Annotated in this window: 19 protein-coding genes; 5 read left to right on the top strand and 14 right to left on the bottom strand. The window is 68.4% G+C overall.

Annotation, left to right across the window (positions count from 1 at the left end; genetic code table 11):
* Window positions 1-92: 92 nt before the first annotated feature.
* The 3 genes from JF543_RS02475 (at window position 93) to JF543_RS02465 (ending at window position 3,439) form a co-directional block, all read left to right on the top strand.
* Complete coding sequence (locus JF543_RS02475) at window positions 93-239, top strand: hypothetical protein (RefSeq protein WP_179409430.1); 147 nt, start codon at window positions 93-95, stop codon at window positions 237-239.
* Window positions 240-242: 3 nt separating this feature from the next.
* Window positions 243-938, top strand: a complete 696-nt coding sequence (locus JF543_RS02470) for a GDSL-type esterase/lipase family protein (RefSeq protein ID WP_206822629.1) — start codon at window positions 243-245, stop codon at window positions 936-938.
* A gap of 134 nt (window positions 939-1,072) precedes the next feature.
* On the top strand, window positions 1,073-3,439 hold the full coding sequence (locus tag JF543_RS02465; protein WP_206822628.1) for an arylsulfatase: 2,367 nt from the start codon (window positions 1,073-1,075) through the stop codon (window positions 3,437-3,439).
* Between the two features lie 64 nt (window positions 3,440-3,503).
* Here JF543_RS02465 and JF543_RS02460 read toward each other — a convergent pair whose 3' ends face one another.
* Genes JF543_RS02460 through JF543_RS02430 form a run of 7 tightly spaced genes read right to left on the bottom strand, consistent with a single transcriptional unit; the run spans window position 3,504 to window position 11,875 of the window.
* The gene (locus tag JF543_RS02460; protein ID WP_179409433.1) at window positions 3,504-3,788 is read right to left on the bottom strand and encodes a metal-sensitive transcriptional regulator; all 285 of its coding nucleotides are present in this window, start codon (window positions 3,786-3,788) and stop codon (window positions 3,504-3,506) included.
* Window positions 3,785-5,491, bottom strand: a complete 1,707-nt coding sequence (locus JF543_RS02455; RefSeq protein ID WP_206822627.1) for an FAD-dependent oxidoreductase — start codon at window positions 5,489-5,491, stop codon at window positions 3,785-3,787. The genes JF543_RS02460 and JF543_RS02455 overlap by 4 nt, the downstream gene beginning before the upstream one ends.
* A gap of 40 nt (window positions 5,492-5,531) precedes the next feature.
* Entirely contained in the window at window positions 5,532-7,184 is a 1,653-nt protein-coding gene (locus tag JF543_RS02450; RefSeq protein ID WP_206822626.1) for a dipeptide ABC transporter ATP-binding protein, read from the bottom strand.
* On the bottom strand, window positions 7,181-7,978 hold the full coding sequence (locus JF543_RS02445; protein ID WP_179409436.1) for an ABC transporter permease: 798 nt from the start codon (window positions 7,976-7,978) through the stop codon (window positions 7,181-7,183). Before JF543_RS02445 ends, JF543_RS02450 begins: the two co-directional genes overlap by 4 nt.
* Window positions 7,975-8,988 carry an ABC transporter permease gene (locus JF543_RS02440; RefSeq protein WP_179409437.1) on the bottom strand — a complete coding sequence of 338 codons (1,014 nt, stop codon included), beginning with the start codon at window positions 8,986-8,988 and terminating at the stop codon, window positions 7,975-7,977. Before JF543_RS02440 ends, JF543_RS02445 begins: the two co-directional genes overlap by 4 nt.
* A 46-nt stretch (window positions 8,989-9,034) precedes the next feature.
* Window positions 9,035-10,630: an ABC transporter substrate-binding protein gene (locus JF543_RS02435; protein WP_206821324.1), complete on the bottom strand. Its 1,596-nt coding sequence runs from the start codon at window positions 10,628-10,630 to the stop codon at window positions 9,035-9,037.
* A 39-nt stretch (window positions 10,631-10,669) separates the two neighbouring features.
* Window positions 10,670-11,875, bottom strand: a complete 1,206-nt coding sequence (locus JF543_RS02430; protein WP_206550781.1) for an amidohydrolase family protein — start codon at window positions 11,873-11,875, stop codon at window positions 10,670-10,672.
* Window positions 11,876-12,016: 141 nt separating this feature from the next.
* Between JF543_RS02430 and JF543_RS02425 the strand changes: the two genes are divergently transcribed.
* Together JF543_RS02425 and JF543_RS02420 are read left to right on the top strand one after the other, a co-directional pair.
* Window positions 12,017-12,799: a GntR family transcriptional regulator gene (locus tag JF543_RS02425; protein WP_179409440.1), complete on the top strand. Its 783-nt coding sequence runs from the start codon at window positions 12,017-12,019 to the stop codon at window positions 12,797-12,799.
* Window positions 12,800-12,833: 34 nt separating this feature from the next.
* Window positions 12,834-13,637, top strand: a complete 804-nt coding sequence (locus JF543_RS02420) for a hypothetical protein (RefSeq protein ID WP_206822625.1) — start codon at window positions 12,834-12,836, stop codon at window positions 13,635-13,637.
* 3 nt (window positions 13,638-13,640) lie between these two features.
* On the opposite strand, the gene JF543_RS02415 is transcribed toward JF543_RS02420, so the two are convergent.
* The 7 genes from JF543_RS02415 to JF543_RS02385 all read right to left on the bottom strand — a co-directional run bounded on the left by JF543_RS02415 (window position 13,641) and on the right by JF543_RS02385 (window position 23,412).
* On the bottom strand, window positions 13,641-17,369 hold the full coding sequence (locus tag JF543_RS02415; RefSeq protein ID WP_206822624.1) for a PQQ-binding-like beta-propeller repeat protein: 3,729 nt from the start codon (window positions 17,367-17,369) through the stop codon (window positions 13,641-13,643).
* 175 nt (window positions 17,370-17,544) lie between these two features.
* Window positions 17,545-18,495 (bottom strand): hypothetical protein, encoded by a 951-nt coding sequence (locus JF543_RS02410; protein WP_206822623.1) that lies wholly within the window; start codon window positions 18,493-18,495, stop codon window positions 17,545-17,547.
* Window positions 18,492-19,493, bottom strand: coding sequence for a hydroxyacid dehydrogenase (locus JF543_RS02405; RefSeq protein ID WP_242519376.1), 1,002 nt, complete (start codon window positions 19,491-19,493; stop codon window positions 18,492-18,494). Before JF543_RS02405 ends, JF543_RS02410 begins: the two co-directional genes overlap by 4 nt.
* Window positions 19,490-20,551, bottom strand: a complete 1,062-nt coding sequence (locus JF543_RS02400; protein WP_179409458.1) for a dihydrodipicolinate synthase family protein — start codon at window positions 20,549-20,551, stop codon at window positions 19,490-19,492. Before JF543_RS02400 ends, JF543_RS02405 begins: the two co-directional genes overlap by 4 nt.
* Window positions 20,551-21,585, bottom strand: a complete 1,035-nt coding sequence (locus JF543_RS02395) for an epimerase (RefSeq protein ID WP_206822621.1) — start codon at window positions 21,583-21,585, stop codon at window positions 20,551-20,553. The genes JF543_RS02400 and JF543_RS02395 overlap by 1 nt, the downstream gene beginning before the upstream one ends.
* A 13-nt stretch (window positions 21,586-21,598) precedes the next feature.
* Window positions 21,599-22,480 carry a carbohydrate ABC transporter permease gene (locus tag JF543_RS02390; RefSeq protein WP_179409460.1) on the bottom strand — a complete coding sequence of 294 codons (882 nt, stop codon included), beginning with the start codon at window positions 22,478-22,480 and terminating at the stop codon, window positions 21,599-21,601.
* The gene (locus JF543_RS02385; protein ID WP_242519375.1) at window positions 22,477-23,412 is read right to left on the bottom strand and encodes a carbohydrate ABC transporter permease; all 936 of its coding nucleotides are present in this window, start codon (window positions 23,410-23,412) and stop codon (window positions 22,477-22,479) included. Before JF543_RS02385 ends, JF543_RS02390 begins: the two co-directional genes overlap by 4 nt.
* Window positions 23,413-23,420: the final 8 nt, after the last annotated feature.

The raw sequence follows: 23,420 nt of genomic DNA, 5'->3' as shown, positions 1-23,420 counted from the left end.
CGGAAGGAACACACGCGATACGCTTCGTGCAGGGTTTCGACGGGCGCCGAGCCGTCCCCCGCCCGAACCGCATCGCACCAGAGAAGAGCCTGATGAACTCCCACCACGAAGAAGCCGAAGACCTCTCCGTCTACAGCGAGGGACGCCAGCGCCGCATCCGCATCGTCGCGTGGATCACGATCGTCTCGCTGATCCTCGTCGGCGGCGGCGCTACCGTGCTGACCCTGCTGCTCGGCTGATCCGTGGGCGGCGAACGCGACCGGTTGCGCGATGCCCTGGCATCCAAGACGCCCCTCACCTGGGTACTGACCGGCGACTCGATCACGCACGGCCTGCTGCACACCCGCGGCGAGCGCAACTACGTCGACCACCTGCATGAGCTGATCCGCGGCGATATGGGTCGCGTGCAGGATGCCCTGATCAACACCGCCATCAGCGGTTGGCGCGTCACGCAGCTGCTCAAGGACTTCGACCGGCGCGTCGCGCACTGGCATCCGAACATCGTCACCCTCATGATCGGAACCAACGACTGCTCGACGACCGCCAAGGCGGGCGTCGTCGCGCCGCACGAGTTCGCGGCATCGGTGACGGAGTTCGTGCAGCGCGTGCGCAAGATCGGCGCGATCCCGGTGCTGCAGACGCCGCCGACGATCGACATCGCCCACGCCCCCGAGCGCGCACGCATCGCCGAGTTCGCCCAGGCGACCCGCGATGTCGCCGCGAGGCAGGACGTCATCCTCATCGACCAGTTCGCCCGGTTCACCGAACTCGGCGCGGGCGGCGTGGCCCACCACCTGCTGAACGACCCGTTCCATCCCGGTGCAACCGGCCACGCCGTGCTCGCCCTGGAGATCGCCCGCGTACTCGGGCTGCAGGCGCCACCGGCATCCGATCGCGTGTTGCCGCACCTCGCGCAGCGCGTCGCCGACGCCGGCTGACGCAGCGCGTCGCCGGACGCACGCCGCCCTCTCACCCCGCCCGGGCGATGCCCCCGATGCCGACCGTCGCCTGCCGGGGCACACTCGCTACGAAACACCGTGAGTTCCCCCGACGCGAGCAGAAGGCGGTAACGATGTCGACCACGCCCAACGACGACTTTCCGGTGCACCTCGATCGGAACCACCTCCCCGAACCGGAATGGACGTATCCGTCGGCCCGCATCCGCACCCACGCGGTCGACTCCGAGCCCGACTTCCCGCCGATGCGCGAAGCGCCGGCGGGGTCGCCGAACATCCTGCTCGTGCTGCTCGACGACGTCGGCTTCGGCTGGCCGAGTGTGAACGGCGGGCTCGTGCGGATGCCCACCGCTGAGCGCCTGGCGGGGCGCGGCCTGTTCTACAACCAGTTCCACACCACCGCGCTGTGCTCGCCGACCCGCGCGGCCATGCTCACCGGGCGCAATCACCACACCGTCGCAACCGGGGTGATCCAAGAGATGGCGACCGGGTATCCGGGCTACAGCGGCATCATCCCCAAGGGCACGGCCACCTTCGCCGAGATGCTCAAGCACGCCGGCTACACGTCGGCCTGGTTCGGTAAGAACCACAACGTGCCCGACAACCAGACCAGCCCCGCCGGCCCGTTCGACAACTGGCCGACCCATCAGGGCTTCGACTACTTCTACGGGTTCATCGCCGGTGAGACCGATCAGTTCTATCCGTCGCTGTACGAGAACACCCGCGCGGTCGAGCCGCCCGCTCGCCCCGAGGACGGCTATCAGCTGACCCGCGACCTCGCCGACAAGGCCATCTCGTGGATCGGCACGCAGCAGGCGATCGCACCCGACCGTCCCTTTCTCGCCTACTTCTCGCCCGGCGCTGCGCACGCCCCGCACCAGCCTCCGCTCGACTGGCGAGGCCGCAACGAGGGCCGGTTCGACATGGGGTGGGATGAGTACCGCCGCCAGGTACACCAGAACCAGCTCGATGCGGGCATCATCCCGCCGGGCACCAAGCTCACCGAGCGGCCCGAGCAGATCCCCTCGTGGGACAGCCAGCCCGAAGAGCACCGCAGGCTCTTCGCCCGCCAGGCCGAGAACTTCGCCGACTTCTTGGAGCACACCGACTACGAGGTGGGCCGCGTCGTCGACGCCATCGAAGAGATGGGCCAGCTCGACAACACGATCGTCATCTACATCATCGGCGATAACGGGTCGAGCGCCGAAGGGTCGCTGGTGGGCACGCCCAATGAGCTGATGAGTCTGAACGGACGCCAGCCGTCGATGGATGAGGCGATCGGGTTCATCGACCAGTGGGGCCTGCCGGGCACCTCACCGCACTACGCGGTCGGCTGGGCGCACGCCGGCGACACCCCGTTCCAGTGGACCAAGCAGGTCGCGTCGCACTTCGGCGGCACCCGCAACAGCATGATCGTGTCGTGGCCCGAGCGCATCACCGACACCGGAAAGGTGCGTTCGCAGTTCCATCACGTCATCGATGTGACGCCCACGCTGCTCGAGATCGTCGGTGTCGCGCATCCGACCGAGGTCAACGGCTTCATCCAGAAGCCGATTGAGGGAACGAGCTTCGCCTACACGTTCGCCGACGACAACGCCGATGCCCCCAGCCGGCACACCAAGCAGTACTTCGAGATGCTCGGCAACCGCGCCATGTACTCCGACGGATGGATCGCCTCGTGCCGGCACGGCCGGTTGCCCTGGGAGACCTCGGGCACGTACAGCTGGGACGACGACACGTGGGAGCTGTACAACATCACCGACGACTTCAGCCAGGCCGACGACGTCGCCGACCAGCATCCCGAGCGCCTGCGCGAACTGCAGGACATGTTCATGGCCGAGGCGGCGCGGTACAACGTGCTGCCCCTCGACGACAGTTTCGCCGAACGGCTCGATGTCACCCTGCGCCCGAGCTACTTCGCCGGACGCGACCGGGTCACCTTCCACGAGGGAATGGTGCGTCTACCCGAGGGCAGCGGGCCCCGGATGGTCAGTGTTCCTCTGACGCTCACCGCCGAGATCGACGTGCCGGAGTCCGGTGCGGAAGGAGTCGTCTTCGCCGTCGGTGGGGATGCCGCCGGGTGGTCGTTGTTCGGGTGGGAGGGCCGCGCCCGGTTCCACTACAACTTCTTCGGCATCCGCCGCTACGACCTGACGTCGGATGCCGACCTCTCACCGGGACGGCACACGCTCACCGTCACGATCACTCCGCAGACACCGCGCCCCGGCGGACCCGCCGACGTCACGATGACGATCGACGGTGCACCGGCGGGTGATCTGCACCTGCCCGAGCAGATCCCGATGCGGTGCGGCACCGAGACGATGGACGTCGGCATGGACTGCGTCTCGCCGGTCTGCGCCGACTACGACGACCGCGGACTGTTCCCGTTCACCGGCCGAATCCACGAGGTGACGTTCGACTTCCCGAACATGCGACCCGTCACTGGACACGAGCGGCTGAAGCTCGCCACGCAGATGGACTGACGGCCGCTGATACGCGCGCAGAGTCGGATGCCCGAGACCGGCCGGTCTCGGGCATCCGACGGTGTCAGGCGAGCGTCAGGAACAGCTTCTCGAGCTCGGCGACGGTGGGGGCGTCGTCTTCGCGGGCGGTGCCCTGCTCGGCGTCGGTCACGCAGCTGCGCAGCGCGGTGCTGATCACCGAGAAGCCGGCGCGGTCGATGGCCTTGCCGACGGCGGCGAGCTGGATGACGACGTCGCGGCAGTCGGCTTCGTCTTCCATCGCGTCGATGACGGCGGTCAGCTGGCCGCGGGCCCGCTTGAGACGGTTGACGACCTTGCGGATCTCTTCATCGGATGCCTGAGGGCTCATGCGTACTCCTTCACAGTCGTGCGGGTGTCGGCGTGCATCCGCGTTCCGGCCACCCAGGTGAGGTAGCCGCCGTCGAGGTTGCGCACGCGACGGTCGTGCTGGCGCAGCAGGCGCGTGGCGGTGTGCCCGCGCTGGCCGACCTGGCAGTGCACGATCAGCTCACCGTCGGGCAGCTCGCCGAGTCGGGCGCGCAGCTCATCGAGCGGAACGTTGATGCTGCCCGGGATGGCGCCGCCCGCGTGCTCGGTCTCGCTGCGCACATCGATCAGGGTCGCGCCGGCCGCCACGGCGGCGTCGAGCTCGTGCCACTGGATGCTGCCGGTGAGGTCGGTCGCGGCGTTGTCGGCGATGTAGCCGAGCATGTTGACCGGGTCTTTCGCCGAACCGTACTGCGGTGCGTAGGCGAGCTCGAGGCGGCTCAGCTGCGTGGCGGTGAGCCCCGCCTGCATCGCGGTGGCGATGATGTCGATGCGTTTGTCGGCACCGCTGCGGCCGATCACCTGAGCGCCCAGGATCAGATCGGTGCCGGGGTCGACCAGCAGCTTCATGGTGAGCCGCTCGGCACCGGGGTAGTAGCCGGCGTGGTCGGCGGGGTGCGCGTGGATGACGCGGTGCGCGCGTCCGGCATCCGCCAGGCGTCGCTCGCTCCACCCGACCATCGCGACGGCGAGGCCGAACACCCCGACGATCGCCGTACCGACCGCCGGAAGGGCGTCGGCGGGGCGCTCGTCGAGCTGTCCGTGCTCCCAGGCGATGACGTCGGCCGCGGTGCGGCCGTGCCGATTCGCCAGGCCCGCCATCGTGACCAGGGTCGGCTCGGCCGAGATCGCATCGACCTTCAGCGCGGCGTCGCCGACGGCGAAGATGCGCGGGTCGCTGGTGCGCTGCAGGGCGTCGACTTCGATGCCGCCGCTGGGTGCGGTCGCGAGACCCGCGGTCGTAACGATGGATGCCGCCGGGCGCACGCCACGGGCGTCGATCAGCAGGTCGGCGGCGACGGTGGTGCCGTCGTCGAGGTGCACGCCGTCGGCATCCACCGAGGCGACCGAGGTGCGCATGCGCAGGTCGACGCCGCGAGCGGCGAGCTCATCGACCACGAGAGCGGCCATCTCGGAGTCGAGGGGGCTCAGCGGATGGGCGCCGTTCTGCACGAGCGTGACGTCGAGTCCGCGGTGCACGAGGTTCTCGACGGCTTCGAGACCGATGAAGCCGCCGCCGGCGACGACCGCGCGTCCCGCGCGCGGTGCCTCATCGAGGGCCAGTTCTTCGAGAGCGAGGGTGATGCGGTCGACGTCGTCGACGGTGCGCAGGGTCGAGACCGTCGGGCCGCCGTCGATCTGGCCGAACGCGTCGCGTGGAGTGGCGCCGACGGCGAGGATCAGGTGGTCGTACGCCTCGTCGATCACGGCGCCGGTGCGCGCATCGCGGATGCTTACGGTCTGGGCCTCACGGTTGATCGCGACCGCCTCGTGGCGGGTGCGCACGTCGAGCTCGAAGCGCGCGCGCAGCGATTCGGGGGTCTGCAGCAGCAGTGCCTGCCGCTCGGGGATGACCCCACCGACGTAGTACGGCAGGCCGCAGTTGGCGAAGCTGACGTAGTCGCCCTGCTCGATCACGATGATCTCGGCCGACTCGTCGAGGCGCCGCAGACGTGTGGCGGCGGACATACCGCCGGCGACGCCCCCGATGATGATCACGCGCATCTACTGACTCCCCTTGCGCTCAAAGATACCCCCTAGGGTATCATGCGCGCTGGGTGCCGGGGATGGCGGCGATGAGCTCCCTCGTGTAATCGTGCGCCGGCTCGGCGAAGACGCGCTCGGCATCGCCGCTCTCGACGACGCGCCCCTTCTGCATCACGACGATGCGGTCGGAGATCTGACTCACCACGCCCAGATCGTGCGAGATGAACAGATAGCTCAGACCGAACTCGGCCTGCAGGTCGACGAGCAGCTGCAGGATCTGCTCCTGCACCGACACGTCGAGCGCCGACACCGGCTCGTCGAGGATCATCAGCTCGGGCCCGATCGCCAGCGCCCGGGCGATGGCCACGCGCTGGCGTTGTCCGCCCGAGAGCTCGACCGGACGACGGTCGGCCAGTTCGGGCGCCAGCCGCACGCGCTCCAGCAGATCGCGCACCAGGCTCGCCTGCGACGCGCGATCACCGATGCGGAACGACCGCAGCGGCTCCGACACGATGCGCTCCACCGTCATGCGCGGATCGAGCGATCCGAACGGGTTCTGATACACCACCTGCATCCGCCGGCGCAGCTGACGCAGCTCCTCACCCCGGGCGTGGGTGATGTCGGTGCCGTCGAGCAGCACGGTGCCGGAGTCGGCCGACACGAGCCGAGCCGCGATCCGCGCACTGGTCGTCTTGCCCGACCCCGACTCGCCGACGATCGACAGCGTCTGCCCCCGGGGCACCGCGAACGAGACGTCGTCAGCCGCGAGGAACGACCCGCCGCGCACGCCGTACGTCTTGCTCAGTGACCGCACCTCGAGAATGCTGTCGCTGCCGCTCTGCGGGCGCATCTCTCGCTCACGGAATGCCGCGAAGACGCCGCTCTCGACAGCATCCGGCGCCTGGGGCGTCAGGCGCCCCTGACGCAGCCCCGGGGCGGCAGCCACCAGGCGACGGGTGTACTCGTGACTCGGTGCGCTGAGCACGTCGGCCGTGGCACCGCGCTCGACGATCTCACCGCGGTACATCACGATGATCTCGTCGGCCCGGTCAGCGGCGACCGCGAGGTCGTGCGTGATCAGCAGCACCGCAGTGCCGTGGTCGGCCACGAGCTGGTCGAGCTGGTCGAGCACGTGCCGCTGAACCGTGACATCGAGGGCGCTCGTGGGCTCGTCTGCGATGACCAGCTGCGGCCCGCACGCCCAGGCGATGCCGATCAGGGCCCGCTGACGCAGACCGCCAGACAGCTCGTGCGGATACTGCGTCGCCCGCAGCGCCGGCTCGGGGATGCCGACCTCATCGAGGATCTGCACCGCACGCGCGGCGGCCGCGGCGCGCGGCATCCGCCGGTGGATCCGCAGCGTCTCGGCGATCTGCTCACCAACCCGCATCAGCGGGTTGAGCGACGAACCGGGGTCCTGCGGGACGAAGCCGATCTGCGCACCGCGCACCTTGCGCAGCATCCGCTCGGGAAGACGCGCGAGGTCCTCACCGGCGAAGTGGATCGCGCCCCCGCTGACGCGGCCGTTCTCGGGAAGACGCCGGATCAGCGCCTGGGAGACCGTCGACTTGCCCGAGCCCGATTCACCGACCAGCGCGACGACCTTGCCGGCGTGCACGTCGAAGGACACACCGTGCACGACCTCGGCGCTCCGGCCACGTGTGGCGTACTCGACCCGCAGATCTTCGACCTTGAGCAGCGGCGCAGTCATCGCTCACCTCCGATTGCGCGCGCCACCCGGTTCACGGACAGCACGACCACCAGGATCACCAGGCCGGGGATGATGCTCAGCCACGGCTGCGTCGCGATGAAGTCGCGGCCGGCCGAAGACAGAGCGCCCCACTCCGGCGCGGGCGGTGGCGCGCCGAATCCGAGGAACGTAAGTGCGGAGACGCCAAGAATCGCGGTGCCCAGTTCGAGGGCGGCGACCGCGATCACCGGGCGGGCGGCGTTGGGCAGCACGTGGCGGAAGAGGATCGCCGGCGTGCGCGCGCCGAGCGTGCGCGCTGCCTCGACGTACTCCTCGTTGCGCACCCTCAGCACCTGCGCGCGCATCACGCGCGCGAAGCTACCGGCGGCTCCCAGACCGACGCCCAGACCGATCGAGATCGGCCCGAATCCCAGCGTGGCCACGACGATGAGGGCGAGAAGGATGCCCGGGATCGCGACGAGCACGTCGACCACGCGCATGATCGCGAAGTCGACCGGACCCCCGAGAAAGCTCGAGGCGAGACCGATCAGCCCGCCGACCACGACACCGACGACGACGGCGAGTGCCGCCGACACGATCGACAGCGCTGTGCCGTGCACGACTCGGGAGTACAGGTCGCGGCCGAGGTTATCGGTGCCGAACAGGTGCTCGGGGCTGGGCGGCAGCAACCGATCCTTCGGCACCGAGAGGTAGGGATCGTGCGTGGCAAGCAGCGACGGGGCGACGATCGCCACGGCGACGGTGATCAGCACCAGCACGCTGAGCGTGAATCCGGGTTGACGCAACAGTCTCATGCCGACGCCTCCTTCTGCGACGTCTCCGGTTGAGTGCCGCGTGCCGCCGAACGGCCCGAGCGGCGCGTGCGCGGGTCGATCACGCCGTACGCCAGGTCGACGATGAGGTTGACCGTGGCATAGACGGCGGCGACCATGAGCACGATGCCCTGAATGACATTGACGTCCCTGGCCAGCACGGCGTTCACGGTCATCCGGCCGATGCCGTCACGGGAGAAGACCGTCTCGACCACGGCCGTGCCCGCCGCGAGGTAGCCGATCGTCAATCCCAGCACGGTGATCGTCGGCAGCAGCGCGTTGCGCAGCAGGTGCGCGGTGAAGATTCGGCGGGGCGGTACGCCCTTGGCGACCGCGGTGAACACGTGCTGGCTGGCCTGGGCCTCCAGCACGGCCGCAGAGAACACCTGGAACAGGATCGCCCCGACCGGCAGGGCAAGGGTGATCGCGGGCAGAATCGCGCTGCCCGGCTGGCGGCTGCCCGATGACGGCAGCCAGCCCAGTGTGAACGAGAAGAAGCTGATCAGCAGCAGACCCGTGAGGAACGCCGGGATCGCCACGCCGAAGGGAGGGATCTGCAGCAGCAGGTTGCGCAGCCAGCGCGTCGGCGCCAGGAAGGCGAGGAACGAGAAGACCACCGCGATGATGATCGCGATCACCAAGGCGATCGCGGCGATCTCGACGGAGTTCGGCAGCGCGCGGGCGATCATGGTCGCGACCGGCTGGCCGGTGGCGATCGAGATCCCGAGGTCACCCTGAGCCAGCATCCCGAGGCGGTGCCAGTACTGCTCCCACGGGGTGCCCGCCAGACCGTACTGCTCGCGCATCCGCTCGAGCGTCTCGGGATCGACGACGGTGTCGCCGCCGCTCTTGCTCGCGATCGCGGCGAGCAGCGGGTCGCCGGGCAGGAAGGTGACCAGGAGGAACACGACGGTGTACGTCGCCAGCACCACGAACAGGAACTGCGCCAGTTTCGGTGCGATGTAGCGCAGCGCATTCAGTGTCGCGTTCATGAGGTCGTGCCCGTCATCTCCTGATCACCTTCCTACCGAATCCGGCTCAGCGCTGGACGGTGACGTCGTACAGGTTGACCCGCGACGACGAGTCGAACGCGACGCCCGAGACGCCCTTCTGCGAGGCGTGCACCTGCGCGACCTCGAGCAGCGGCACCAGGTAGGCCTGCTCGACGATGCGCTGCTGCGCCTCTGCGAGGATCGCGGTGCGCTCCACCGGGTCGGCCGTCGCGGCCTGCGCGGTCAGCTGCGCTTCGAGCTCGGCGTCGTCGATCACAGCCCAGTGCGCCTCGGATGCCGGCGAGAGCATGACGCGCAGTGCGTCGGGGTCGGTGCGGGTCAGGCCCGCCGACAGGAAGTCGAAGTCCTTCGACGCGACAGCACCGAAGAAGTCGCCCGCGGTGACCATGTTGATCTTCAGGTCGATCCCCGCCTTGGCCAGCTGCACCTGCGTCGCCTCAAGCACGTCCTGCCCGTAGAACGCCGTCACCGACACCGTCAGGGGCGCGCCGTCCTTCTCGCGGGTGCCCTCTGCACCGACCTTCCATCCGGCGTCGTCGAGCAGCTGCTCGGCGGCGTCGAGGTCGAAGGCCAGCGCGTCGGCCTGGTCGAGGAATGACGGCGTGGCCGAGCTGAGCACGCCGGCGACGGGCTGCACCATGCTCGAGCCGGTCAGCTCGGCGATCTCGGTGCGGTCGGTGGCAAGGATCATCGCCTGGCGCACGACCGGGTCCGAGACGATCGGTCGCTCGGTGTTGGGCACGAGCGACGTCGGGATGCCCGGGTTCGCCCGCGCGTAGATCTCGTAGTCACCCGTGCTGAACCGCTGCTCGTCGATCGCGGGCAGATCGAAGATCATGTCGAACTCGCCGGTCTGCAGACCACCCGTGCGCACGCCGGGCTCCGGCGTGATCGCGAACGTGATGCTCTTGATCGCCGCGTCGCCGCTGCTCGCGCGCAGCGACGAGCCCCACCCGTAACCCTCACGGGCCGAGAGGACGACCGCATCGTTCGCGGTGTACTCGTCGAGCACGAATGCACCCGAGCCGACGGGCGCCAGGCAACGCTCCTCGGCGGTCAGCGCGGCGGTCTCATCGGACAGCATCCCCAGGGTGATGGTGCTCGCACCCTGCAGGAACTGCGCGTTGGGCTCGGCGAAGGTGACCTTCACCGTCGACTCGTCGACGACCTCGGTCGCCTGATAGCCGGCGAGATACTGCGAGGCCAGAGGTGCGGTGCTGCCGAGCGCGGACAGCGCGTCGAAGTTGGCCTTGACGGTCGCGGGCGTCAGCGCCGAGCCGTCGCTGAAGGTGACACCGTCACGCAGGGTGAACGTGAACTCCTTCAATGTGTCGCTCGCGACGAATGCGTCTGCGAGCCACGGGACGATCTCGCCGGTCTCGGGATCCTGGTCGACGAGCGAGTCCACCAGCTGGCGGCTGATGTTCAGCGCCGTGGTCAGCGTGACCTGCTGCGGGTCGAGGCACACCGGGTCGTCCTGGACGGCGATGTAGAGCTCGTCACTCGCCTCGCCACCGTCGGTGGTGGCGGGGGTGCAGCCGGCGAGCAGACCGGCTCCGAGTGCAGCCGCGCCGAAGGCGGCGATCCAGCGTGTGGATGCGTGTCGTACGGGGGTGTTCACGATCGTCCTCTCTCAGGGTCCAGCGGGTCGGGTAGGCGGTCAGGCCGCGGTGGGAAGGGCGCCGTGCACGAGGCGGCCTCGTGAGACGACGGCGACGATGTTCTCGACGCGCAGGTCGGCGATGTTCTCCCAGGGGCGGCCGCGCAGCACGACGAAGTCGGCGCCGTAGCCCTCCGCGAGGGTGCCGACGCGCTTGGTCAGGCCGACGACATCAGCAGCATCCGACGTCGCGGCGCGCAGCGCGCGCTCCGCGTCCCAGCCGAACATGTCGGCCATCAGGCGCACTTCCTCCATCTGGTCGCCGAACTGCACGAAGATGCCGTTGGCGTCGGTGCCGAGCACGAAGCGGATGCCCGCGCGACCGGCGTCACCGAAGAGCGAGTCGCGGTAGGCCACGACGTCCTTCGCCTTGTCGCGGGCATCGTCGGTGACGGCGACGCGACCATCGGCGATGGCGTCGTTGATGAGCAGGGTCGGCGCGACGGGGATGTTGCCTGCGACGAGGCGCTCCCACTGGTCGGCTTCGAGGCCCGTGCCGTGCTCGAGCGAGTCGGCGCCGACCGAGAGGGCGATCTCGTTGCCCTCGGCGGAGTGGCTGTGAGCGGCGACGGGCATGCTGAGGGCGTGGGCCTCGTCGATCGTGGCGCGGATCTCATCGAGTGTCTGGTTGCGCCAGCCGACCTTGTCGCCCATCGACAGCACGCCGCCGCTGACGAAGATCTTGATGCCGTCGGCGCCCATGCGGGCGTACTCGCGCACGAGCTTGCGGCACTCGTCGGGGCTGTCGGCCGTGCGGCCACGGTGGGGGTAGTGCGGCGGGATGAAGAGGTCGCCGTGACCGGCCGTCATGCCGACGGCGCCGTGGACGAGCACGCGCGGCCCCGGCTGGATGCCCTCGTCGAACGCGCGCTTGACGGCCAACTGCCGTTCGTCGCCCGACAGATCGCGCAGGGTGGTGACGCCCGCGCGCGCGGCCTTCTGGGCGTTGTTGGCGATGTGGAAGACCTGCTCTTCCCACGGGGTGATCAGCGGCCATGACGACCAGTCGGCATGCCCGGTTCCCGAGTAGGCGCCCAGGTGCACGTGCGTATCGACGAGGCCGGGGATGACGCAGAGCTCGTCGAGCGTCCCCTCATCGGACTGCACCGCATCGATGCGGTCGCCGGTCCAGTCGATGCGGCTCGTGCCGCGATAGGCACTGCCGTCCCAGAGGTGGATTCCCCGGATGCTCTCCGTCGTCGTCACTGCTCACTCCTTTGTAGGGATCGACTGACGCTAACAGACTCACCCGCACTTGTTGATAGGTTATTTCCATCATCGCCCAACTTGTTGACTTGTTGTGATGATTGTGACGACGCCTATGCTGTCCAAGGCGGGGGGACGCAGATGACCGATGGCACGATGAGCGCGTGGAGCGAGCGAAGGCCGCGCACGCCGCTCACCGAAGACGAGCGCATCCTCAGCGGAGTTCTGCGCCACGTCCGCGAATCCGCCGCCGCCGGAACAAGCCTCCCCGGCGAGCATCGGCTCGCCGAACTGCTCGACTGCACCCGCCAGCAGGTGCGCCACGCTCTTGCCGAGCTCGGCAACCTCGGGATCGTCACCCGGCGTCAGGGCGCGGCGACCACGATCGACCCGCTTGCCCTGCGGCTGAGCGCACGGTTCGAGGCCTGCGTCGAGTACGGCGATGTGCTGGCGCGCATGGGGTACACCCCCTCGGTCGAGGTACTGTCGGCCTCGTTCGAACCCACCCCCGCCGACATCGCGCCGCTGCTGCACCCCGACGTCGAACCGGTCTCGGCCCGCATCGTGCTGCGCTGGTTCGCCGATGACCAGCCGGCCATGGTCGGCACGTACATCCTGCCTCTGCCCGCCGGCACCGAGCGCCCCTTCATCGACCCCACCCGTTCGGTGTTCGACATCGCCGCGGACCTGTGGTCGGAGCGCATCGTGTGGGAGGTCGTATCGGCCGGCGTGACGGCCCTCACCGCCGAAGAGGCCACGCAGCTGGAGCAGCCCGAGGGCGAAGTGGCCAAGATGTGGACCACGGTCGGCGTCACCGTGAGTGGAAAGCACATCTACCACGCCCGCGAGGTGCACCATCGCGACCTGGTGACGTACTCGTTCATCCGCACGGTCAAGGAGCCGTGGCGGGTCGGACCCCGCTGAGTGCGGCGGCGACGCGCAGTAGGCTGAGCGCATCATGGATGCGTTCCTCGAAGGATTCTGGGGTTTCGCCGGAAGCTACTGGTGGCTGATCTTCCCGATCATGGGCATGGCCGGCGGAGCCGGCAAGGCGTGGGAGCGCGCCGCCAAACGGCGCCATGAGCGCCGCCTCGAGACGCTGCGGGTGAAGGGTGAGATCAAGGCCGCTCAGCTCGCCGCGCGCGGCACCGTCCCGACCCGCGAGCAGAAGCGTCGCGCCGACGACGACGAACGCGCCGCGAGCCGCCAGATGCTCGAGAAGCTGTTCGCCGAGCACGACGAGATCACTGCGCGCTGGCTCGACTATGAGCTCGACGTCGCCAAGCTCATCGCGTTCCCCGCGATGAGCGACGGCCGCCAGCCGCTGACGGCCGCCTTCCTGCGCGCCAAGAAGACCGCCGACGCTGTGCGCCCGGAGTCATCGGATGCCACCGTGAGCGAGTCCGAGATCGCCGAGTACCTGGATGCCGTCGGCAACTACGCCGTGGCGTTCGACGTCGCGGAACGCGACGCGCGCCGGGTGCGCGACTCGGGCTTCAGCGAAGACGAGCGCAAGCGCCTGGACCGCGCCCAGCACATGCTCGCCGTCGCCCTCGACGACGCGGCGACCCAGGCCGAGCGCAACGTCGCCTACAAGCGCGTGCGCGAAGAGCTCGACGGGCTGATCCTGCTCTCTGACGAGGCCGTCGACGCGCTCAAGAAGAAGGTCGCCGGCGAGCTGGCGGCGCCGCGAAGCACCGGAACGGCCCCCGAGCCGGGTGCGTCGCCGGGTCGAGGGCCGCTCAACTCAGGTGAGCACTAGGCGCTAAGCACGGAGCCGCCGTCGCCGCACAACCAGCGCAGAGCCGGCAGCCAGCAGCAGCAGCGCCAGAAGCACGAGGGCTCCGCTGGCAGCTCCCGTCATCGCCAAGCCGCCGCTCGCGTTGCCGTCATCGCTGCGAGGTTCGCCGACCGGGGCGCCGTCCGTGCCGTTGGGCGATTCGCCCGGCCCCGTGGTGCCGCCACCCTCCGCCGCGAGCACCCGCATGTCCACGCTCACCGGCACGGCAGACACCTCGCCGATCGCCGTCAGCGTGTAATCACCCGCGGCCGAAGAGGCGGGCACAGCGAGCACACCGCTGATGCCTCCGGTGGCGTCGGAGTCGACCGTGAGCCGAATGCCGTTCGACGCGAGCCCCGCAGAGCGGGCCTCCGCCCTCGGCGCCAGCACCACATCCACGTGCTCCCCTGCAGCGAACCCGGTCCCGCTGAGCGTCAACGACGATCCCGCGGTCACCGCCTCGTCCGCCTCCAGGGCGGGGGCGTACACCCGGTCAGCGACGACAACTCGCACGCTCGCCTCACGGGTGATCTCGCCGTCGCTCACGCGCACCAGTGCCGAGTACTCACCCGCAGCCGCGAACGTCCGCGTCGTCCTCACCACCCCCTTGAACGGGCTGAGGACGTCCACCTGTGCGTCCGCGTCGTGCCCGTCCGACCAGTCGATCGATACGCTGAGACCCTCAGCACTGAGCCCCGTGCCGGTAACCTCCCCGAGCCTCAGCGCCACAGCCTCACCCGTGACAGCCTGACGCTCCGTCGCCCCGGCAAGACTCATCTCGACCCGCACCTCCGGACCACGCACCCGATACAGCCCGGCATCCGCCTTCGTGAAGTAGATATCGTTGCCCTGAACGGCGAAAACGTAATTCGCGATCCCGCTGGCGAGCTTGCGTGGACGCAGATCCTGCTGCTCGACGTGGAAGACGCTGCCCCGGCTGAGAACGTACATCGCACCGTCGGGTCCGAACTTGATGTCTCCCGACTTCCAGATCGAGCTTCCATTCCACGTATCCGCCATCAGGCGTACGCTGCGGAGCACGGCCCCGGTGCCACGGTCGAGCTCATACAGCCTGCCGCTGTCGACGGCCCACAGGCGACCGTCCGGGCCGGCCTGCACGGCAGTGACCGCAGCGATGCCGGCGCCGACCTGCGTCTGCCACAGGAGCTGCTCGGTCGCCGGGTCCCACGCGAACACGACGCCCTCCTGCGCGGTCGGCGCAGCGCCCAGCCCGCCGTAGACAGAAGTTCCGCCGTACACGATGTCGTCGAACGACGACAGCGCCACAATGCTGTGATCGGGGATGACGTCAGCGTGCGTCTCGACGGCGCCGGTCACCGGGTCGTAGGTCACAAGGAGCCCGCCGAGCACGCCATACGTCGGAACAGTGCCCGCCACGAGCACGTCACCCGCCGACGCCCAGGCGTACGGTCGATCCTGATGCTGTTCGCCGAGCGAGGCGAACCGCTTCGGGCTCGTTCCCACGTTCCAGGGCTGCGCCGGATCGAAACGGAACAGGTTCGCGCGGGTATAGGTTCCGACGTACAGGTCGTCCTCGTGGGCGAGCATCCCCTCGATCTGCCCGAAGACACCTCGCGGATAGGCCTCGAACTCCTGCGTCTGCGGGTCGAACGCGGTAACACCCTCGTACATGTACCCGCCGATGTAGACCCGCTCGTCGGGCCCCACGGCGATTCCCTGGATCTTGATGGGCGAGGTAATCGCGTCGGTCAGCTCCCGCACGAGCGTACCGGTCTGGATGTTGTAGATGTTCAGATCGCCCGACTCGTACATGAAAGCGACGCTCTCGCCGGGGAAGCGTGGATCGTTGAGTTCGACGATGCCGAAGTCACGGGCCGGGTGCAGGCCGGTGACGCCCGTCTTCGCCTTGACCCGCGAGGTGAGGTTGTACGTTGCGAGCGTTCCGGCGCTGTCGACGTAGTACACGTTGCCCGCGCCGTCCGCCTCCGATACCGACCCGAATCCCGTCGCCCCCAGCGAGTCCACCCACTCACCGGTCAAGAGGTCGTACACCAGCGTGTGACCAATCGGAGTAATACGAGCGAACAGCAGGTCGTCGCGCACATCCATGAAGTACACGAACTCGTTGTCGCGCATGCTCTCGGGAAGCGCCACCTCGCCGCGTTGCCCCGTGGCGATCTCGTGGGTGATGATCGTCGGCGACGTGCTGCCGGTACCCGCGTAGACGATGCCGTCGTGAACGGCGATGCTGCGCGTGTAGTCGTCGGCACTCAACCGGCCGTGGCCGGTGACGACTCCCTCACGGGGGTCGAAGCTGAACAGTTCTCCTCCTGGGAAGCTCCCGCCCCAGATGCGACCCTCACCGTCTTCCTCGAGGTCCCACAGGTACTTCGCTGTCGAGGTCACCGCGCCGAGATCGACGAGCCGCGACTCCCCCGGCAACCAGCGGAACAGCTTGCCGTTCGTGTAGGTCCCGATGTAGACCGTGCCGTCGGATGCCGTCTTCACCGCCCACGAGCCGGTGGATCCGGCCGGCAGCGCTGCAGACTGCTCCAGACGCGCCGTGAGAACGTCGAAGACCATGAATGTGGCGGGCACGCCGGCCGTGACGGCATAGACCTTTGCGCGGCCGTCACTGCCGATGCCGTACGAGGTGTCGATGATGTTCGATGCCTCGACCGGGTGCCCGAGGAACTCCTCTGCCCAGGGCGTCACAGGCTCCACCGAGAGGTCGTCCCAGTGGGCGCGGGTGACGTCCTGCGTGGACGAATAGACCAGGAAGCGCGCGCTGACGGCGTCGGCCGGCACCTCGACCGACTCCGACTCCCACAACCACTCCCCCGCGGCGACGGGGACGCGATGACTCGACTGGCCGATGCGGGCACCCAGAGCGTCGTAGTAGTACAGGATCCACGACGGCACGCCCTTCTCGACGCGGACCCACCCGCCCGCTTCGTATGAGCCACCGCCGACGATCGGAAAGCTCTCGCTGAGCAGGCCGACCTGCTCCGAAGCACTCGGATCGTCGATCAGCAGCGACCTCGCACCCGAGCGCACAGGATCGTTGACGACCTCGATGGTCGATGCCGCACCTACGTACCGCTGAGACCACCGGGCGGGGAGCGCGTCGACGACGAGGTCCTCGAAACCGGCGTTGGGGATGACGGAGGCGTCGGTCGTCTCGGAGATACCCACCTGGTCCCACAGCACGTCGGTGATCTCCGCGGTCGCCGAGTAGAGCAGCATCTGGGCTGAGACCGCGTCAACCGGCGCGGTCGCCTCGAACGAGTACCTTTCCCAGGTACCCGAGGGCTGGCGCACCCGCGTGTCAGCCGTCCCGACGCGAGCACCCGTGTCGTCGAAGAACCAGACGATCATTGAGGGCATCCCCTGGGCGACCTTGCCCCACGCGGCGATCTGATAATCCGTCCCGCCACGGACGGCGACAGCACCGCTGAGCAGCCCGATCTGCTCGGCGGCAGAGGTGTCAGTCATCCGCACCGCCTGGGACCCGCCGAGCGCAGTATCGCCCACGAGAGCGAACCCCCCGCCCGCGCCGGTGTAGCGCTCAGACCAGTCGGGGATGGAGCCGTCGGCCGAGGTCTTCTCGAAGTCGGCATTCGGGAACTGTGCCGGAAGGGGCTCGACCGAGGCCGCGGTGGCCGTAAGGGCGGACAGCACCCCCACGGCGACGATGGTGAGACTGGCGACAAGCTGCGACAGGCGTTTCATGACTTCTCCGTCGTGATCGGGTGCTCACGGCGATTCTCGGCGACACTCGGGCGCGCCGGAAGTGAATCACACACTCAAGATGCAAAAACACATCATTGTGCGAGCAGGAGTGGGTAAAGCTTGTGGTTAATAATCACACAGCAGTTTGTTAATTGCAATGCCCCTGTCGATAGGATCAGGCGCACCCGATCCGCGCCGCCGCGGCGGCGCGGATCGTATTGGCGACGACGACGCGCGACTGCACCCAGGGCATCGGAACCCGGCCGGCAGGGGCATCGGCGAGCAGCGCTCGCACGAGCCCTGCGAACCCCAGGTGCTCATTCGCCTGATCGACGTCGAGCTCGAGCTCGCGCACGCCCGCCGAGGTGAGTACCTCGACGGCGTAGCGGTCGGGCCCCGGAACGCCGGTGATGGTCGCTTGCACGGGCACGGTGGGACCCCCAATGGCGGGCCGCACCACGCCATTGACCCCCGCAGCGTCTTCGGATCGTGTCGGCGAGCCTGATGCGCACCGAGTCCACCCCGACGCCTCGCCCAGCATCGCCCCGGGCAGGAGGACGTCGATCATCTCCCAGGCATGCACTCCGACGGTCACGACCGTGCCGCCACCACAGGAGGGATCGTCCTGCCACGCACGATTCCCGCGCTGGAATCCGGTGTTGTCGTGCTGCACGTGCACGCGGATGCCGAGGACCTCAGCACCATCGAGGTCGCGGGCCAGGCGCTGCAACGCCGGCGCGAAGCGCAGTACCGAAGCGGTTCCGACCGGCGCGCACACATCAACGAGCGCCCGTTCCCACGCAGCGAACTGCGCCTCCGTGGCCGCGACGACCTTGTTGACGAAGACCGGCATCCTGGCATCCGCCGAGGCGAGTTCGCGCAGGAACGGCACCGTCTCGGCTGGGCGCGGTGTCGCGATGACCACATCGGGGCGCTGCGCGAGCAGCTCTGCACCCGTCGCGACCACACGACCCCCGAACCGCTCGGCGAAGCCGGCCGCCGCACCGGGATCGGCGTCGTAGACCGCGATCATCTCCGCCCCCTCGGCGAGCGCGTTCGCGGCGTCGGTGTACGGATGGGAATGTGCGAGTCCGGCGAAGCCGACGCGCAACGGACGAACCGTCATGCCATCGACGAGAGCATGTCGCGGGTGATGCCGTGGACGAGGCCAGCGTCCGAGAGGTACGAGTCGATCTCGTCGGCGACGATGCGCCCGAGACTCAATCGCCCTTCGCGTGTTCCCGCAGCCCGGTGCGGGGTCAGCAGCGCACCACGAAGAGCGCGGAATCCGCTGTTCTCCGCCAGCGGTTCTTCGTCGAAGACGTCGAGGGCGACCACGATCCGCCCGCTGCGCGCCTCGGCCAGCAGAGCCTCCTCATCGACCAGCCACGAACGCGCCGTGTTCACCAGCGCGGCCCCATCGGGCATCAACGCCAGTTCGCGGGCGCCGATCATGTGGTGCGTCTCGGCGAGCGTGGGCGCGTGCACAGCCACGACGAGCGCGCGTCGCATCGCCTCGTCGAGCGGCACGAGCTCCACCCCGAGGTCCGCAGCGGCGTCCGGATCGATCGTCGGGTCGACCAGCAACGGGCGAGCGCCGAGCGCGCGGATCATCTGCAGATACGCCCGGCCGGTGCGCGATGCGCCGATCACGGCGATCGGCGCATCGCGGATCTCATGCTGCACACCGACGGTGGGAGCGTCGTACCACCCGCCGTCGCGCATCGCGTCATGCATCATCGGGATGCGGTGCAGCATCGCCAGAGTGAACGCGAGCGAGACCTCGGCGACCGAGCGCGCCATGCCGGCGCCGGCCTGGGTGACGAGAATGCCCCGGTCGAACATCGCGTCGGTGACGAACGGCTTCACCGTGGCGCCCGTGTGCGCCACCAGCGCGAGCTCCGGCATCCGATCCAGCAGTTCTGCGTCGAGCGGGCCGACGCCCCAGCTGGTGATGAGGATCCGCACGCGGTGGAGGTCGGCGGCGGCGTCAAGCCGATCGACGCGCTGCAGGTCTCCACCCAACCGCTCTGCAGCGCCTCGCAGGCGACGAGCATCCTCGCCCGAGAAGAACTCGTCGAAAAGGCCCTCCGAGACGACGGCGAGGATGCTCACAGCGGTCATCGCAGCCATTCCTCCAGGTTCTCAGCGATGAACGCGTCATCGTTCAGCTGGGGGTATGCCGCCCGCACCCGCGTGATCTCCTCGGCCTGACCGGGAGAGAGTCCTTCGGCAGGATCGAGGCACCAGGTGCCCTCCAGCAGCCCCTGCTGGCGCAGCATCTCGTGCACGCCGGCGATGACGCCGTGGAAGTCGTTGCCCGGATCGAAGACCGCCTGGTTGACGTCGACCATGTCCGAGGCCAGGCGGCCCAGTCGGTGATAGGCCCCAACGTCTCCTCGGGCCGCGCGCTGGGCGTCCTCGAGCATCGCCACCGCAGCCCGCGTCCCCACCGCCCACTGGCCGAGCAGCCCGCCGACGAACCGCAGTGTGCGGGGGCCGTCCGGAGCGTCGACGTGGAACTCGCTGAGCAGATCGGCGACGATCGCGTCATCGTTGCCGGTGTACAGCGCGATCTCATCCGCGCGACCGGATGCCGCCACGCCGCGCACGAGTTCGAGCGTGCGGTACCGATCGAACGGTGCCGCCTTGACGGCCACCACGGAGGGGATCGATGCGAAATCGCGCCAGAAGTCGCGGTCGAGCACCGGGCCACCGATCGCCGTCTGCAGATAGAAGCCGACCACCGGCAGCACTTCGCCGACCGCTCGCGCGCGATCGAGCAGCGCGCGCTCGTCAGCGCCCGAGACACGGGGACTCACGAGCACGGCGTCGTATCCGAGGCTGCGTGCCAGCTCGGCCTCGGCCACCGCCTGCGCGGTTCCCCCGGCAACGCCGGCGATGCGCACCATGTCGGCCCCGGCAGCGTCCAGCTCTTCCGCGGCGAGCGCGAGAACCGGCTCGAAAAGGGCGTGCTCGGGGTCACGGATCTCGAACTGCGTCGTGTGCACACCGACGGCGAGACCACCCGCGCCGGCGGCGAGGTAGTAGCGGGTCAGCGCGCGCTGCCGGCGCTCGTCGAGCGTGCGATCCGCCGTCAGTGCCAGCGGATGGGCCGGGATGACGGCGCCCTGCGCGAGCGTTCGAGCGGCTTCAGGACGAAGGGCAGGAACAGCGGACATCAGAACTTCCCGTCCCGGACGGCCCACTTGGTCGGCTTGGCCGTCATCGGCAGCTCGGCCTGCATCCACGCCGCCTGCATCTCGATGAGCGTCTCAGCCGGCACCGTCGGGTAGCCGAACAGGGCCATGCACCGGCGGGCATCGCTGAGCAGTGCGGTCGGCTGCGGCTCATCGACAAACGTCACGTCGCGGTTCAGCAGCACCCCGAAACGGCGAGCGATCGACTCGACGCTCAACAGCTCAGGACCGGTGAGATTGATCGTGAACACGTCGTCGGAGGCATGCAGCAGGCTGCGCAGCACCACCTCGTTGGCGTACCCCTGCCAGATGACGTTCACGTTCGCCGTGGCGAGCGAGACCGGCTCGCCGGCGAAGACGGCGCTGCCGATGTCGGCGAGCACGCCGTAACGCAGGTCGACGGCGTAGTTCAGCCGAATGATCGACACTCTGGTGCCGCGCTCCTGTGCACCGAACTCGAACACCCGCTCCCGACCGAGGCATGACTGCGCGTACTCACCGATCGGCGCCGGCGTCACTTCTTCTGCGGCGCCGCCGGAAGCGGCCGGCACGAACGGATAGACGTTGCCCGTAGACAACACGGCGATGCTGCTGTCGCGGTAGCGACGGGCAACACGATCGGGTAGCGCGGCATTGACCTCCCATGCCCATGACGGGCTGGTCGCGGCACCGAACTTCGCCCCGACCATGAACACCACATGAGGGGCATCCGGCAACGACGAGAAGTCGTCGTTCTCGATGAGGTCGAAGGGAACGACCTCGACGCGGGCGGCCTTCAGACGTTCGACGACCACGGGGTCGCCGAAGCGCGACACGGCGTAGACGGTGTCGGTGTTGCGCCCCGCTGCATCCATCGCGCGCCGCGCGAGCATGGCGAGGGTGGGGCCCATCTTGCCACCGGCGCCCAGGATCACGAGGTCGCCGGTGAGCTTCTCGAAGTCGGCGACCAGCTGGTCACTGGGCGTTCCGAGCACCTGCTCGAGTTCCGCCTCGGAGGTGAACGTGTGCGTTGTCACAGTGTGTTTCCTTTCAGCCCTTGATTCCAGAGCCGGTGACGCCTTCTTGGACGTAGCGCTGCGCGATGAGGTACGCCATGAAGATGGGGACGAGAGCAACGACCGAACCGGCGAGCATCACACTCAGCGGAACATCCTGCTGCTGCAGTGAGGAGATGCCCACCGTGAGGGTGAACATGTCATTGGATTTGGCGACGATGAGCGGCCAGAGGAAGTCGTTCCAGTGCCACAGGAACACGAAGATGCCGAGAGTCGCCAGCACCGGCTTGCACAGTGGCAGCACAATGCGCAGGAAGATGCGCATCTCGCTCGCACCATCGATGCGGGCGGCCTCGAACAGCTCGTCGGGCAGCCCCTGGATGAACTGACGCATCAGAAACACCGCCTGGGCATTCGCGAGCGTCGGCACGATCAAACCCCAGTATTCGTCAACACCGCCGAGGTTGGCGATCAGCAAGAACGTGGGGATCAGCGTGACGTGGAACGGCACCATGACCATCGCCAGGAATGACCAGAACATCAGCTCTTTGCCGGCGAAACGCTTCTTCGCGAAGGCGTATCCCGCCATCGCCGAGAACAGCAGCACCGCGACGACCGACACCAGCGAATACACCAGCGTGTTGAACAACCACAGCACGATGTTCTGCCCGCTGAGTACCTGTGCGTACGAATCGAAGGCGATCCCGCCCCAGGGCAGCAAAGACTCGGGGAAGCTCACGGCGGCGCCGGGCTTCAGGCTCAGCACGACCATGGCGTAGAACGGGAAGAACGCGAACACCGCCGCGGCGCTCAGCCAGAACCAGCGCAGCACGAGCCCCCCGCGAGTGGGCTCGAGCGCCTTGTAGGAGCGGTGCCGAGTGGGCCCGCTCGGCTTCGGCGACTCGACGGCGGTCATTTCTGCTTTCCGATCACCAGGCGCTGGATGAGCGCGACGACAAGGGTCATGACGAACAGTGCGACCCCGGCGGCAGCCGCATAGCCGTACTCGAAGTACTTGAAGCCCTGGTCGTAGATGAGGTAGACGAGCGAGTAGCTGGCATTGGCCGGGCCGCCCTGGGTCATCACGTAGATGACGTCGAAGACCTGGAACGCGGCGGTCGTCTCGATCACAGCGAGGAAGAACACAGTGGGCCGCAGGTGTGGCAGCACCACCCACCGGAAGCGCTGCCATGCGCCGGCGCCATCCATGAGCGCTGCTTCCTCGAGTTCACGAGGGATGTCCTGCATCGCCGCGATCATGATCATCATGCCGTAGCCGAAGCGCGACCAGACGCCGACGATGACGATCGCCGGGACGACCAGCACAGTGCTGGCCAGCCACGACCCGCCCAACCCGAGCGGTGTCATCAGCGTCGACCAGGGACCGCTGCTGGAGAAGATCCACACAAAGATCGCGCCCGCCAGAACGAGCGATGTGATCACCGGCAGGAAGAAGATCGACCGGAAGAAGCGCGAACCGCGGAATGCGCGGCGCACCCCGAGGGCCATCGCGGTGGAGAGCACCAGCGAGAGCGGAACGGCGAAGAGCGTGTATAGCAGCGTGGTGCTCAGCGCCCGCCAGAACAGCGGGTCTTGCATGAGCCGCTCGAAGTGATCCAGCCCTCGCCACTCGATCTCGCCCGAGATGTCGTAGTCGAAGAAGCTCAGGGCGACGCCCGCGATAGCCGGCCCGAACCGGAAGGCGAGGAAGAGCACGAAGGCCGGTAGCACGAACAGCAGTGCGACGCGGGCCTCGCGGCGGGCAAGCACTCGGCTCGACAGACGCTGGGGTGTGGGTCGTGGTGCGGGTGGAGCCGGAGCCTCCGGCGCGGGTGGAGCCATGGTCATAGTGACAC

This window comes from Microbacterium esteraromaticum (genome assembly GCF_017303215.1).
Lineage (GTDB): Bacteria > Actinomycetota > Actinomycetes > Actinomycetales > Microbacteriaceae > Microbacterium > Microbacterium esteraromaticum_C.
The sequence above is the reverse complement of the archived record's forward strand: the minus strand, read 5'-3'. Positions and strand labels throughout refer to the sequence as shown.